This window comes from Saccharomonospora marina XMU15 (assembly GCF_000244955.1).
Lineage (GTDB): Bacteria > Actinomycetota > Actinomycetes > Mycobacteriales > Pseudonocardiaceae > Saccharomonospora_A > Saccharomonospora_A marina.
Genome location: NZ_CM001439.1, coordinates 5788644 through 5801424, shown reverse-complemented (window position 1 = coordinate 5801424; position 12781 = coordinate 5788644). Strand labels below are relative to the sequence as shown.

At 68.6% G+C, this 12781-nt stretch carries 14 protein-coding genes; 6 read left to right on the top strand and 8 right to left on the bottom strand.

Features of this window, described 5'->3' with window-relative positions:
* Positions 1-13: 13 nt before the first annotated feature.
* From SACMADRAFT_RS27545 to SACMADRAFT_RS27535, 3 genes are all read left to right on the top strand, one after another.
* Positions 14-850: a PfkB family carbohydrate kinase gene (locus SACMADRAFT_RS27545; protein WP_009157118.1), complete on the top strand. Its 837-nt coding sequence runs from the start codon at positions 14-16 to the stop codon at positions 848-850.
* Positions 847-1482 carry a nucleoside/nucleotide kinase family protein gene (locus tag SACMADRAFT_RS27540; RefSeq protein WP_009157117.1) on the top strand — a complete coding sequence of 212 codons (636 nt, stop codon included), beginning with the start codon at positions 847-849 and terminating at the stop codon, positions 1480-1482. Before SACMADRAFT_RS27545 ends, SACMADRAFT_RS27540 begins: the two co-directional genes overlap by 4 nt.
* Before the next feature lie 345 nt (positions 1483-1827).
* A complete protein-coding gene (locus SACMADRAFT_RS27535) occupies positions 1828-2238 on the top strand; it encodes a VOC family protein (RefSeq protein WP_009157116.1) in 411 nt (136 codons plus the stop codon).
* Between the two features lie 4 nt (positions 2239-2242).
* Here the strand turns inward: SACMADRAFT_RS27535 and SACMADRAFT_RS27530 are convergent, their stop codons facing one another.
* From SACMADRAFT_RS27530 to SACMADRAFT_RS27515, 4 genes are all read right to left on the bottom strand, one after another.
* The gene (locus SACMADRAFT_RS27530) at positions 2243-2914 is read right to left on the bottom strand and encodes a DedA family protein (protein WP_009157115.1); all 672 of its coding nucleotides are present in this window, start codon (positions 2912-2914) and stop codon (positions 2243-2245) included.
* Between the two features lie 208 nt (positions 2915-3122).
* The gene (locus tag SACMADRAFT_RS27525; RefSeq protein WP_009157113.1) at positions 3123-3944 is read right to left on the bottom strand and encodes a YceI family protein; all 822 of its coding nucleotides are present in this window, start codon (positions 3942-3944) and stop codon (positions 3123-3125) included.
* Entirely contained in the window at positions 3944-6541 is a 2598-nt protein-coding gene (locus tag SACMADRAFT_RS27520; RefSeq protein WP_009157112.1) for an MFS transporter, read from the bottom strand. The genes SACMADRAFT_RS27525 and SACMADRAFT_RS27520 overlap by 1 nt, the downstream gene beginning before the upstream one ends.
* Entirely contained in the window at positions 6538-7077 is a 540-nt protein-coding gene (locus tag SACMADRAFT_RS27515) for a MarR family winged helix-turn-helix transcriptional regulator (RefSeq protein ID WP_009157111.1), read from the bottom strand. The genes SACMADRAFT_RS27520 and SACMADRAFT_RS27515 overlap by 4 nt, the downstream gene beginning before the upstream one ends.
* Positions 7078-7411: 334 nt before the next feature.
* Here SACMADRAFT_RS27515 and SACMADRAFT_RS27510 point away from each other — a divergent pair, with 334 nt between their 5' ends.
* Together SACMADRAFT_RS27510 and SACMADRAFT_RS27505 are read left to right on the top strand one after the other, a co-directional pair.
* The gene (locus tag SACMADRAFT_RS27510; RefSeq protein ID WP_040925940.1) at positions 7412-7897 is read left to right on the top strand and encodes a DUF6194 family protein; all 486 of its coding nucleotides are present in this window, start codon (positions 7412-7414) and stop codon (positions 7895-7897) included.
* A gap of 72 nt (positions 7898-7969) precedes the next feature.
* Positions 7970-9361, top strand: a complete 1392-nt coding sequence (locus tag SACMADRAFT_RS27505) for an FAD-binding oxidoreductase (protein ID WP_009157109.1) — start codon at positions 7970-7972, stop codon at positions 9359-9361.
* Positions 9362-9367: 6 nt separating this feature from the next.
* Here the strand turns inward: SACMADRAFT_RS27505 and SACMADRAFT_RS27500 are convergent, their stop codons facing one another.
* The 4 genes from SACMADRAFT_RS27500 to SACMADRAFT_RS27485 form a co-directional block, all read right to left on the bottom strand.
* Positions 9368-10045: a DedA family protein gene (locus SACMADRAFT_RS27500; protein WP_009157108.1), complete on the bottom strand. Its 678-nt coding sequence runs from the start codon at positions 10043-10045 to the stop codon at positions 9368-9370.
* 46 nt (positions 10046-10091) lie between these two features.
* Complete coding sequence (locus SACMADRAFT_RS27495) at positions 10092-10418, bottom strand: hypothetical protein (RefSeq protein WP_009157107.1); 327 nt, start codon at positions 10416-10418, stop codon at positions 10092-10094.
* A gap of 38 nt (positions 10419-10456) precedes the next feature.
* On the bottom strand, positions 10457-11614 hold the full coding sequence (gene nagA / locus SACMADRAFT_RS27490; protein WP_009157106.1) for an N-acetylglucosamine-6-phosphate deacetylase: 1158 nt from the start codon (positions 11612-11614) through the stop codon (positions 10457-10459).
* 64 nt (positions 11615-11678) lie between these two features.
* Positions 11679-12290 carry an RNA polymerase sigma factor gene (locus SACMADRAFT_RS27485; RefSeq protein WP_009157105.1) on the bottom strand — a complete coding sequence of 204 codons (612 nt, stop codon included), beginning with the start codon at positions 12288-12290 and terminating at the stop codon, positions 11679-11681.
* Positions 12291-12460: 170 nt separating this feature from the next.
* On the opposite strand from SACMADRAFT_RS27485, the gene SACMADRAFT_RS27480 reads away from it, so the two are divergent.
* Complete coding sequence (locus tag SACMADRAFT_RS27480) at positions 12461-12745, top strand: YciI family protein (protein WP_009157104.1); 285 nt, start codon at positions 12461-12463, stop codon at positions 12743-12745.
* Positions 12746-12781: the final 36 nt, after the last annotated feature.

Sequence of the window (12781 nt, the reverse complement as noted above, 5' to 3'; positions counted from 1 at the left end):
GAGGTCCGGTTTCGTGACGGTGCTGCTGGCCGGCCTCTGCACCGTTGACATCGTGCAGCGGGTGGCGGAACTTCCCGAGCCGGGGCAGAAGGTGCAGTCGGCGTCGGTGTCGGTCGCGGCGGGTGGGCCAGCCACGAACGCGGCCGTGACCGTCGCGGCGCTCGGCGGCAGGGCGCTGCTGCTCACGGTTCTTGGTAGTCATCCGCTGGCCGAGTTGGCCAGGTCCGACCTGCGGGAATGTGACGTCGAGGTGAGTGATGCGCTCGCCTGCCACTCCGATCCGCCTCCGGTGAGCGCGGTGGCGGTGCGCGAACGCGACGGCGAACGAACGGTGGTGTCGCACAACGCCGCGGCGGTGCCCGAGGTGGCGGCGCCTCGGCGGCTGCCCGATGTGGACGCCGTGCTCGTCGACGGCCACCACCCCGAGCTCGCGTTGGCGGCGGCACGCTGGGGGCGACGGTTGTCTCGCCCTGTGGTCGTCGACGCGGGAAGCTGGAAGCCGGTGTTCACCGAATTGCTGCCGCTCGCCGACATCGTGGCGTGCTCCGCGCAGTTCCGCGCGCCCGCTGCAGCGTTGCGCGGTGTGCCTACGGTGATCACCACGTCGGGTGCCGATCCGGTGAGGTGGTCCAGCGGTGGGGAATCGGGTGAGGTGGCGGTGCCTGCCGTGGCCGCGCGCGACACCCTCGGTGCGGGCGATGTGTGGCACGGCGCCCTGGTGACCAAGGTCGGAAAGCTCGGTATCCCTCGGCTGATCGAGTTCGCCAACGCGGTGGCCGCCGAGCGCGTGCGGCATGCCGGGCCGAGGAGTTGGCTCGGCCCGGTCAAGGCCAAGATGGGAGTAACATGACTACGTTCGACGAGCTGTTGAGCAGGGCGCAGGGCCTTGCCGAAGGTGGTGAGCGCGCGGTGCTCGGTATCGCGGGCCCACCGGCGTCGGGGAAGACGACGCTGGCGTGGCGGCTGGCGGATGCGCTTGGTTCCAGTGCTGCCGTGGTGGGGATGGACGGCTTCCACCTGGCGCAGGTGGAACTGAACCGGCTCGGCAGGGCGGACCGCAAGGGTGCGCCGGACACCTTCGACGCGTACGGGTACGTGCACCTGATCCGCAGGCTGGCCGAGGGCAAGGAGTTGGTCTACGCGCCCGAGTTCCGGCGGGAGATCGAGGAGCCGATCGCTTGCGCCGTTCCGGTTCCGCAGAGCGTGCGGTTGGTGCTGACGGAAGGCAACTACCTGCTGCTCGACACCGAACCATGGAACGAGCTGCGTTCGCTGCTCGACGAGGTGTGGTTCCTCGCTCCCGACGAGGACGACCGGGTGGAGCGGCTGGTGACCCGGCATCGCAAGTTCGGCCGCTCGCTGGTGGAGGCGCAACAGCGGGCGCGTGGCTCCGACCAGCGCAACGCCGACCTGATCATGCCGAGCGCGCAGCGTGCCCACCTCGTAGTGCGCGACATGGAGTTGCCGTACTTCGCCGTCTGAGTTATCCACAGTCGCTGTGGACAACTCAGAGTTATCCACAGATCCGCTGTGTAGGCCTGGTTCGCCAAGAGGGACGGCTAGGCTGAGCTGGGGCCGCCCCCCAGGGAGCGGTGGGGGTTGCCAGTGCTCATTGTTGTGTCGAGATCCCGATGCGGGTCCAGGCGTGTCTGCGGCTCGGAACGGAAGGGTTACGGAGCTGTTCCATTCCGGCCGTCATTGCGCCGGCTTGGTTCGCACGGCCGTGCGTGAGGCACCCAGAATGGGTCAGGAGGGCCGCCGGGCGAACGATCCACAAGACGGCGCCGGTCGCTCGACACACACGGGGCAGTGGAAGGACCGCTTGGCATGTCCGAGCTCGCCGGCATGCACCACCTCGCCCTCACGGTGACCGACATCGACCGCAGCGTGCCCTGGTATGTCCGGGTGCTCGGCCTCAAGGAGGTCACCCGCCGCGAGGATCAGGAACTTGGGTTGCGCAAGGTGGTGTTGTCCCCTCCGTGTGAGGGTTTCGCCGTGGTGCTGGTGCAGCACACCCATGCCGCCCGCCCGCCGTTCGACGAACGGCACACCGGGCTCGACCATGTCGCGTTCCGGGTTGCCTCCCGCGCCGAGCTGGCCGCCTGGGAGCGGCGCCTTGCCGACTACGGCGTCACCTTCACCCCCGCGGCGCCCTCGCGCACCTCACCCGGGTGTGAACTGGTTGTCTTCCGTGACCCCGACGGCATTCAGTTGGAGGTCTGGGCCGACCCCGAATGAGGCCTCAGGCGCGCGCTGTTTCCGGGTCGGTCTCGATCGGGCGCCGCATCTCCTGCCGGTACCGCCAGATGCCGTACACCGTGCCCACCACGAAAAGCACCACACTCGCCCATACCAGCGTCGTCTTCAGCCAGGGCAGCACGTCCAGTAGGCCTGCACCGTAGTAGCCGATCAGCACGAGCGTGGGCACCCACAGCACCGCGCCCACCGTCGTGGCAAGCATGAACCGGCGTGAGTTCATCCCCGCGGCTCCGGCGATCAGCGGTGCGAGCGTGCGGACCCACGGAATCCAGCGTGCCGCGACGATCGCGAGGAAACCCCTGCGGTTGAGGAAGGCACGCGCGCGGTTCAGATTGTGCTGGTTGAGCACCTTGCCGCCCCGTCTGGCAACGAACCGGGTGCCGGTCTGCTTGCCGACGTAGTACCCGACCTGGTTACCCACCACGGCGATCACGAGTGCGGCTGCGGAAAGGCCCCAGGCATGCGTGTCGGCTCCGTGCTGGGCCAGCACCACGCCGGCACCGAAAAGCAACGAATCGCCAGGCAGGAAAAGCCCGACGATCAGCGCGCATTCCACGAACACGAAGCTGAGCACGATCACCCAGACGAGCAACGGCCCGGCCGTGGCGAGCCAGTCCATTCCCACGCTCGCGGCTTCGGCGTGCACAACGTTCACGTCGGCAGCGTACGTGCCTGTCCGCGCTCGCGTCCCGGCCCCGACCTGAAACGACGACCGGCGCTACGATCCCGGAACCAAGTGCGCACGCTGCGTATTGTCAACGGAACGAATCGGTGTTCGACATGCCCGAAATCCTGACGACCGTCGTATTCATCGCCGCATTCGTCGTCGCGGCCCTGCTGCTGCGCGCCGCGCGCAGGCGCGCCTAGTACTCCGGCAGTCGCTCTCCCTGAACGGCTTCGATGTCCAGCTCAACCCTGACGGTGGTTCCGACAGCGGCGACACCCGCCCGCACCATCGCGTTGTAGTTGATCGCGAAATCGTCGCGGCGAAGCTGGGTCTCGGCGTGGAAGGCCACCCGGCTACCGCCCCACGGGTCGGGGCCGTAGCCGCCGTAGCGCAGTTCGAGTTCCACCTCGCGGCACTGCCCGTGCAGGGGCAACTCGCCGCGCAGCAGCCAGGTACTGCTCCCGCGCCTGGTGAGCCCGGTGCTGCCGAACTCGATCGACGGGTAGGCCGCGACATCCAGGAAGCCCGGCGAGCGAAGGTGGTCGTCGCGCATCTTGTTGCCGGTGTCGATCGCGGCCGCGTCGATTTGTGCCCGCACCGACGAGCGCTCCACCGGTCGTGCCACGTGGATGCGCCCGCAAAGGTCGGTGAAACGTGCCCTGACGCTGGCGATACCGAGATGGCGAGCGGTGACGATTAGCGACGAATGCGCGGGGTCGATGGTCCACGGGCCTGCGGGAGGCAGCTCGACACCTGCCTCCGCCTCGGTGAGTGGCACCTCACCGATCGAGCCCGTGCCGTCGTACGCCACCTGGGCGGTGCGGGCGACGGGCAGGTAGCCCGCCGCCGTCACCACCGTGGTGTAGCTGCCCCTCGGCAACGGGTCGGTCGTGACGCGGCCGGCCTCGTCGGCTTCGCTACGCGCGACCTGCCTGCCTTGCTGATCGGTGACCGTGAGCACCGCGTGCTCCACCGGGAAGCCGTCCGCGGAGCGGACCGAACCGGACAGTCCCGGCATCAGCGACCGTCTCCGGCGAGGTCGTCGATCGTCTGTTCGTAGCCCAGCCGGACGTCGTGCTCCTCCTGCTCGCCCGACACCGTCACCTTGCTGGTGGCGGGCGGGTAGCCGCTTGCCACCACGGTGTAGTCGCCCTCGGGCAGGTCAGCGACCAGATACCGCCCAGACTCGTCCGTCCTGGCCACGGCGGCGACGTTGCCGTCGAGGTCCAGCACCGTGATGCGGGCGTCGGGAACCACTCGGCCGTCGTCGGTGCGTGCGGTGCCCTTCAGTTGCGCGGCGCGCTCCAGTTCGATGTCGTGGCGGAGTTCACCGCTGTCGGGAACGGTGAGCATGACCGCGGTGGGCCGCAGCCGTGGCCCGCTGGCCACGAGTGTGTGCGGGCCCGCTCCGACACCGTGGAAGACGTAGCCGCCGTCGCTGCCGGTGACGCACGCGCCGGTCACCTCGCCGCGCGCGTCGGCCAGCGTGACGGTGACGTTCGGCAGCGCGGTGCCCTCGCCCGCGGCCCGCACCATCCCCGACACCTCTCCGGAACCGATCAGCGTGAGGTCCAGCCGGGTGGCCGCTTCTCCCACCACGAGGCTCGACGCCTGCGGCTGGTGACCACTCGCCGCCACGATCAGCACGTAGCTGCCGCTGTCTGGCGCGGTGATCGTGTAGCCGCCGTCCGGTCCTCCGGTCGCGCGGGCCACCTGCCTGCCGACCTGGTCGATCAGCGTCAGCGTGGCGCCTTCGACGGGGGTGCCGTCCTGCCTGCGGATGTGGCCCGTCACGTGTGCCCGAGCGGGTTGCCCGGCCGCGCCGTTGCCGCCCACCCCTGCGGTCGGCACCGGGTCGGCACGCAACTCCACCTGGCCGTTCTGCTGTGGCCGGGCGTGCCTGCCCGCCGCGACCAGTTCGGCCTCCCTCGTCCGGTCGGGGTCTGCTTCGTCCGCGGCGTCGAGGACGTCGGCGGGCTCGGTATCGCCCGTCCCACCTACCGGTGTCTGCTTGTCGGTGGGGGCGGGCTTACCGATGCTGTCGGCGAGTGGGATCTCCCGCATGAACAGCAGCACCAGGAACGCGACCGCCGCGACACCCGCGCCGACGTAGAACACCGTGTTGATCGACTCGGTGAACCCGATAAAGAACGGGCGAGCCTGCTCGATCGGCAGCTGCTGCAGGAACGAGGAGTCCTGCATGATGTCGCCGCCCACGGAGTTCATCGCCGAGGGTGGGATGCCCGCTGCCCGGAAGGCGCCTGCGATGTTGTCGGTCAGCGTGCTGAACAGGATCGAGAGGAAGACCGCTACGCCGAGCGTGCCACCGATCTGCCGGAAGAACGTCGCCGCCGCCGTGGAGACCCCCATGTCCCTTCGTGGGCCCGCGTTCTGCACGGCGATGATCAGTGTCTGCATGCAGCCACCCAGCCCGAGGCCGATGACGGCCATGAACAGCATCGACTGCCAGATGGGCGTGTCCCACTCGACCTGGGCGAACAGCAGCATTCCCGCGGACATCAGCGCGGTGCCGACAACCGGGAAGATCTTGTACCGGCCGGTGCGCGAGGTGAGCTGGCCCGAAAGCACCGACGCCGACATGATGCCGACCATCAGCGGCAGCATCAGCAGGCCGGACTCCGTCGGGGAGTAGCCCTGCACGATCTGCAGGTACTGCGGGATCAGCATGATCGCACCGAACATCGCGACGCCGACGATCACACCGCCCGCGATCGCGACACTGAACGTCGGGTTGCGGAACAGCCGCAGCGGGATGAGTGCCTGGTCCTTCATGACGTGCTCGACGAACAGGAACAGCACGAGTCCCACGGCGCCGATGCCGTAGCAGACGACGGCCCTGGTGGAGTCCCAGCCCCATTCCCTGCCCTGCTCGGCGATCAGCAGCAGTGGCACCAGAGTGATCACCAGTGCCAGCCCGCCCCACCAGTCGATGCGGTGGTCGTGGCGCTGGTGCGGCACGTTGAGCACCTTGGCCACCACGAACAGCGCCACCGCGCCGAGCGGCACGTTGATCAGGAAGACCCAGCGCCAACCCTCGATGTCGAGGAAGGAGTCCATGCCCGCGAAGAAGCCGCCGAGTACGGGGCCGAGCACGGTGGAGGTGCCGAACACGGCGAGGAAGAAGCCCTGGTACTTGGCCCGTCGCCGGGGCGGCACGATGTCGCCGAGGATGGTGAGCGCCAGCGACATCAGGCCGCCCGCACCGAGTCCCTGCACCGCGCGGAACGCGGCGAGTTGGTACATGCTCTGCGCGAAGGTAGCCGCGACCGATCCGAGCATGAAGATCGAGATGGCGGCCAGGAAGAACGGCTTGCGGCCGTAGATGTCGGAGAGCTTGCCGTAGATCGGCGTCGCGATGGTGGCGGTGATCAGGTAGGCGGTGGTGATCCAGGCCTGCAGGCTGAGACCGTTGAGGTCATCGGCGATCGTGCGGATCGCCGTGCCGACGATCGTCTGGTCCAGCGCGGCCAGGAACATCCCCGTCATCAGGCCGACGAGGATCACGACGATCTGGCGGTGGGTCAGATTTGGTCCGGTATCGGCATCCTCCGCGTCCGCCCCCCGCGCGATCGTTCTGTCCCCTGCGGATGTCACTTGCTTTCCCCCTTGGTGGTGCAGTACGCCGACGAGTCGGCACTCAATGGGTCGCACTCCTCGATCCCGGTGTTGAGCCGGTCGAACAGGACGTTGAGCTTGATGCGGTCCTCCTCAGGCCAGTCAGAAAGCACCCTGGCCAGCCACCGGTTGCGCTGGCGCCGGTTCTCCTCGAAGACCCGCATCCCCTCCTCGGTGGGAGCAAGCAGCGAAGCGCGCCCGTCCTCCGGGTCGGCCTGGCGCTTCACCAGGCCGTGCTGCACCAGCGAGCTGCTCTGCCTGCTGATGGTGGAGATGTCCGAATGCAGAGCCTCGGCGAGATGGCTGGTGCGCTGCGGGCCCTCGTGCACGAGCCGGAACAGGATCGCGTAGGCCGCCCGCTCGATCCCGTCCGGTCCGTGCTTGGCCACCTGCGACTTGGCGCGCACCGACAGCCGCATGAACCGGACCATCTGCCTGCCCAGTTCGTCGGCGATGGCCAGTTCGGCTTCCGTGGGCTCGGATACGCGCGGCTCGGCGTGTTCGGTGGATGCCATGGGAGGTCTCTCGTGAGGAATGTCGGGTTTGACCGGCTTGTTTGGCACATGCAACTAGTTGCCTGATACAAGGATGCTCGCACCGTCCTCCGGTCGGCAACTCGCCCTCGCCCGATGTGGGCGAGGACACGCCGCAACCGCTCCCGCCGGCGAGTCCCCCGCTCCCGCCGGCGAGTTCTGCGCTCCTGTCCGCGCCGCCGGGTGTATCTGCTTTGGGGCTTCGGAGGAAGTTGTCCGACGTCGACCGCGGAGCCGCGGCAGAAGCTTCACCGGGATCTTCAATGAAAGCCTTGAGAGGTCAGACAGTGCCGGAGTCAACGGATGGGGTACCGACGTGGACATTGCCGAGTTGAAGCGCTACATCGAAACGAACTTCGAAGGGGTCACGTCGGTGGAGAGCGCCGGCGACACCTTCTTCACCTACGACCCACACGGCGCGCTGCCTGCGCAGGGATGGCAGCCGTTCGCCACGCTCGTGACCGGCGATCACTACGACGATGTCTCCGCACTGGAAGAGAGCGGGTGTTACCGGTTGAACATCGGGCTGCCGAAGGCCGCCTACCTCGCCAGGTTCGGCGCCGCGCCCACCGAGCGCGACGAGCGGGGCGTACTGCGGACGGGGTTCGACTACGCCATCCGTGATCAACTGCTGCCGCACCCCCACTACGCGTCGCAGTACTGGGTGTGCGTGATCTCGCCGAGTGCGCGCACGTTCGAGGCGGTGGTCCGGCCGTTGCTGGCCCAGTCGTACGAGTTCGCGGCGCGTAAGTACGCCAATCGCGACGCCAGGCGGGCAGGTGAGCAGCCGCGGGGAGGCTGACGGCTGGCAGGCACGCGGCCGACCGAGTGCCGACCCTGTCGCTTCGCATGGTGCGCGGCCTAGCGTTGACGGATGACCAACGACACCCTGGTGGCCGAGTTGCGTTCCGTGCTCGGCGCTGACGCCGTGCTCACCGACGCCGACGTGACCGCGGGTTACTCGCGCGACCAGATGCCGCTGGCGCCCTCCGGAACCCCACTGGCGGTGGTGCTGCCCACCGACGTGGACGGCGTGCGGGAGGCCGTGCGGGCGTGTGCCGCGGCGGCGGTGCCGATCGTCCCCCGCGGCGCGGGAAGCGGGATCTGCGGTGGCGCCAACGCGGTGGAGGGCTGTGTCGTACTGGTCACCACCAAACTGGATCGCATCATCGAGATCGACCCGGACAACCGCATCGCCGTGGTACAGCCCGGCGTGGTGAATCTGGACCTACGAGAGGCTGCGGCCAAGCACGGTCTGTTCTACCCACCCGACCCATCCAGCTACGACTGGTGCACGATCGGCGGCAACCTCGCTACCAACGCGGGTGGGCTGTGCTGCGTGAAGTACGGCGTGACCACGGACTCCGTGTTGGGGTTGGAGGTGGTGCTCGCCGACGGCTCGCTGCTGCGCACCGGGCGACGCACCGTCAAGGGCGTCGCGGGCTACGACCTCACCAAGCTGTTCGTCGGCAGCGAGGGAACCCTGGGCGTGATCACGCAGGCCACCGTCGCGCTGCGTCCGCTACCGCAGGCGCCCGCCACGCTGGTGGCGGCGTTCGACTCGGCCGCTGCCGCGGGAGCCGCCGTGAGCGGGATCGTGCGCGAGGGGCTGGTGCCGTCGCTGCTGGAGATCATGGATGCCACCACGGTGAAGGCGGTGGAGGCCTATCTCGGCACCGAGTTGGGTACCGGCTCCGGTTCCGGGGCGTTGCTGCTGTGTCAGTCCGACGCCGGTGGCACCCTCGCCAAGCGCGAACTCGCCGCGATCGAGCAGGTGTGTACCGATGTCGGCGCCGAGTTCGTCCACTCGACCGACGACGTGGCCGAGGGCAACCTGCTGATGAAGGCACGCAGGGTGGTCCACTACGCACTGGAGCAGCGTGGCGCCTGCATGACCGATGACGTCTGCGTGCCGCGCACGCGCATCGCGGAACTGATCGAGGGCTGTGAGCGCATCAGCGCGCAGGTGGGACTGACCATCGCTGTCTGCGGCCACGCGGGTGACGGCAACATGCACCCGACCGTGGTCTACGACGCCACGGCGACGGGTGAGGTAGAGCGGGCACGGCGCGGCTTCGACGAGATCCTCGAACTCGGCCTCTCGCTCGGCGGCACGGTGACCGGGGAGCACGGCATCGGCAGGTTCAAGCAGGACTGGCTCGCACGCGAGATCGGCCCGGTCGGGTTGGACGTCCACCGCAGGATCAAGCAGGCACTTGACCCGGGGAACCTGTTCAACCCGGGCTCGATGTTCTCGCCCGCTTAGGCCCAATCACCCCTCGGGGTCGGTGCCCGCCGAGGCCGCGGCCGACTTCTTGCCCCTGCGACCCTTGACGTACTCCAGCACGATGGGCACCACCGAGACCAGGACGATGAGGATGAAGATGGCGTCCACATTGTCCCTGATGATCGGGATGTTGCCGAGCAGCGAGCCCAGCACGATGAGTCCCGCGGCCCACAGGATCCCGCCGATCACCGTGTAGGTGAAGTACTTCTTGCGGCTCATCCTGCCGATGCCCGCGATCCAGGTGATGAAGGTGCGCACGAACGGCACGAAGCGTGCGAGCACGATCGCCTTGGAACCGTGCCGTTCGAGGAAGGCGTGGGTCTTGTCGACGTACTCCTGCTTGAAGAAGCGCGAGTCCGGCCGGTTGAACAGCTTGGGGCCGACCTTCCAACCGATGCCGTAGCCGATCACGTTGCCGATGATGGCCGCGCTCGTGGCGAGCACGCAGACCAGCCACAGCGGTGCTTCGATGCTTCCGTTGGCGATGAACAGGCCCGCCGTGAACAGCAGCGAATCACCGGGCAGCACGGGGAAGACGCTGCTTTCGGCGAACAGGATCAGGCACAGCAGCGCGATGACCGTCGGGGTGAGTCCGGAAAGCAGATGTTGTGGATCGAGCCATTCCGGCATGAGCGACATCTGTGCCGGTGTCTGCGAAAGCATCACCCTGCACAAAATACAGGTCCGCTCGGCGCCGCTTTGAGCCCGCTCACAACAGGGTGAGTAGCCCGACCACGGTCCCGGCCGCGAGCCCGAGTGCCGCCGCCAGCAGCAGTACCCAGCGGGTGTCCAGCGACTGACCCGCCTGCTCCGGTTCGGGCGCGGAGGCCGATGCCGACTCCGCCTGGACCGCCTCGTCGAGCGCTGCTCGTTCTCGTTCGAGTGAACCTTCACCGGCGCCGGACAGCAGGCCGTAACCGCCGGGGGTCTCGACCACCGGCGGCGGGCTGTGTCTCGGCTCGGCGGCCTGCGGCGGCGCGTTCCTGGCCTGCGCACGCAGGGCCTCGGCGAGGAGGCGCTCCGGGTCGTCACTCATCGCCGTCAAGCCTAGCCAGCATGTGGCGCGGGCATAACTCAGAAGCCCTCGCGAAGCACCCATTCGCCACGTCGCAGTACCCCACGGGGCCGCAGCTCGTCGTCGAGGACCACCAGGTCGGCGTACAGCCCTGGTCGTAGCGCACCGGTCTGGTCGGCGATGCCGAGCAGACCGGCGACGTGGCCGGAGGTGGCGCTGACGGCGTCCTCGACGCTCATGCCCGCGCCGAGGACGAAGTTGCGGAACGCGAGGTCCATGGTGAGCGTGCTGCCCGCGAGTGTGCCGTTACCCGCCAGCGTGGCGACACCGTCGCTGACCTCGACGGCCAACCTGCCGAGCCGGTAGGTGCCGTCGGCGGCGTCGGTGGCCGAGATCGCATCGGTCACCAGCGCCGTCCGCGCTGTGCCGACGTGGCGGGCAGCCAGTCGCAGCACGGTCGGATGGACGTGGACGAGGTCGCAGATGAGCTCGACGGTGACCCGTTCGTCGTCCAGTAGCGCGCCGATCGGCCCTGGGTCGCGGTGGTGCAGCGGCCGCATTCCGTTGAACAGGTGGGTGGCCACGGTGGCGCCCGCGTCGATCGCGGGCCGGATCTGTTCCTCGACCGCGTCGGTGTGTCCGATCGCGGCCACCACGCCCGACTCGGTGAGCTGCCGCACGGCCTTGATCCCGCCGGTCAGTTCCGGCGCCAACGTGACCATCCTGATGTTGCCGTGCCCTGCCTCCAGCAGCGCGTCGACGGCACTGGTGTCGGGCTCGCGCAGCATCGCGGGGTCGTGCGCGCCGCAGCGTGCGCTCGCGATGAACGGTCCCTCCAGGTGGACGCCCGCCAGTTCGCCCGTGGTGACGAACTCGCCGAGCACGGCCAGCTGGTCGGCCAGCGCGGGGATGGGGTCGGAGACGAGGCTGGCGAGCATGGTCGTTGTGCCATGTCGGCGGTGAGCGGCGATCGCGGTGGCCACTTCCTCGGGGTCGCCGCTGGAGAAGGACCCGCCCCCGCCGCCATGGCAGTGCATGTCGATGAAGCCGGGAACGACGAGTGAGCCGCCGAGGTCCACGTGGTCGCCTTCGGGCGGAGCCGAGGTGCCGATGCCGGTGATCCTGGCTCCGGACACCGACAGCCATGCGGCGTCGCGTACCCCGTCGGGGCAGGCCACGCGCCCGCTCGTCAGCACGAACTCGTCGGCACCGTTCACGACCACATCCTATTGGTCCAGACCAGAATGTGGGCAGTCGAGGAGGTGCCGAGATTCCGACTGCTCAGCCGCGGCCGTCGTGCATGGCTCGCTGCAACGCCTCCAGCGCGCGGCTGGCCGTGGACTTCACGGTGCCCTTGGATATCCCCGCGGCCTCGGAGATCTCCGCCTCCGACAACCCACCGTAGTAGCGTAGTACAAGCACTTCCCGCTGCCTCGGCGGCAGCTTGGACAGCGCGTTCACCACAGCTTGATGCTCGGTGGACAGCATGGCGAGGCTTTCCGCCGAACGGGCGTTGACCGCATGTGGGGGGACGTACTCGCGAGCGGTCTTGCGGCGGCGAAGCACGCTGCGTGACCCGTTGACCACCGCCGTGCGCAGGTAGCCGACCGCGGCGGCTGCGTCCCTGAGCTTGCCCCAGTTGCGGTGCAGCCCGGTGAAGGCCTCCTGCACCACGTCCTCGGCTGTCGCGGGCTCGTCCACCAGCAGGATGGCGAGCCGCACCAGCCGCATCCGGTGCTGGCGGTACAGGTCCTCCAGCGTCAGCGGGCCGGACGGCTGCGCCTTCGGCGCGGGCGCGTCCAGCGTACGCAGGTGGCTCAGCGTCTGTTCGACGCTGCTTTGCGCGCTTCGAGTGGTGTTTCGGTGGCGCATGGGCTCGGCACTGCCATGCATCGGAACCTGCCCATCCCTCGACGGCGTCTTTCGAGTCCCTCTTGCCCGTGGACTCACGCGCGCCCAGCGTATCGGTTCCACTCGGAGTGACCCAGCATGTTCGGTCCAACACCGGGCATGGCGATACGGTTTCGGCAACGGTACGCGGCCGTCGACGTCGGGAGGACCCAGTGGCCTGGTTCGTGGTGGAGATCCGGTACGTGCAGGACAAGTTCGGTCCGGTGCGACCTCGGCACCGCGAGTACCTCGCCTCGCTTGCCGAGCAGGGCAAGGTGCTGGTCGCGGGTCCGTTGCAGGACGACACCGGCGGACTCACGCTGTACGAGGCCGCCGACAGGCAGGAGTTGCAGCGGCTCATCGACGCCGACCCTTACCACCTCGAGGGCGCGATCGCGGAGCGAACGGTCCGCGAGTTCAAACCCGTACTCGGCTCCTGGGTGCCGAAGGGGTCGTGAGCGGTTCGCGGTCTCACCGCCCGCTCACGACCCCGG

What these genes read in the sequence shown, in the direction of transcription:
- SACMADRAFT_RS27540 (WP_009157117.1), top strand. Translation starts at nt 847, where the DNA reads ATGACTACGTTCGACGAGCTGTTGAGCAGGGCGCAGGGCCTTGCCGAA.
- SACMADRAFT_RS27535 (WP_009157116.1), top strand. Translation starts at nt 1,828, where the DNA reads ATGTCCGAGCTCGCCGGCATGCACCACCTCGCCCTCACGGTGACCGAC.
- SACMADRAFT_RS27525 (WP_009157113.1), bottom strand. Translation starts at nt 3,944, where the DNA reads ATGCCGGGACTGTCCGGTTCGGTCCGCTCCGCGGACGGCTTCCCGGTG.
- SACMADRAFT_RS27515 (WP_009157111.1), bottom strand. Translation starts at nt 7,077, where the DNA reads ATGGCATCCACCGAACACGCCGAGCCGCGCGTATCCGAGCCCACGGAA.
- SACMADRAFT_RS27505 (WP_009157109.1), top strand. Translation starts at nt 7,970, where the DNA reads ATGACCAACGACACCCTGGTGGCCGAGTTGCGTTCCGTGCTCGGCGCT.
- SACMADRAFT_RS27500 (WP_009157108.1), bottom strand. Translation starts at nt 10,045, where the DNA reads ATGCTTTCGCAGACACCGGCACAGATGTCGCTCATGCCGGAATGGCTC.
- SACMADRAFT_RS27495 (WP_009157107.1), bottom strand. Translation starts at nt 10,418, where the DNA reads ATGAGTGACGACCCGGAGCGCCTCCTCGCCGAGGCCCTGCGTGCGCAG.
- SACMADRAFT_RS27485 (WP_009157105.1), bottom strand. Translation starts at nt 12,290, where the DNA reads ATGCATGGCAGTGCCGAGCCCATGCGCCACCGAAACACCACTCGAAGC.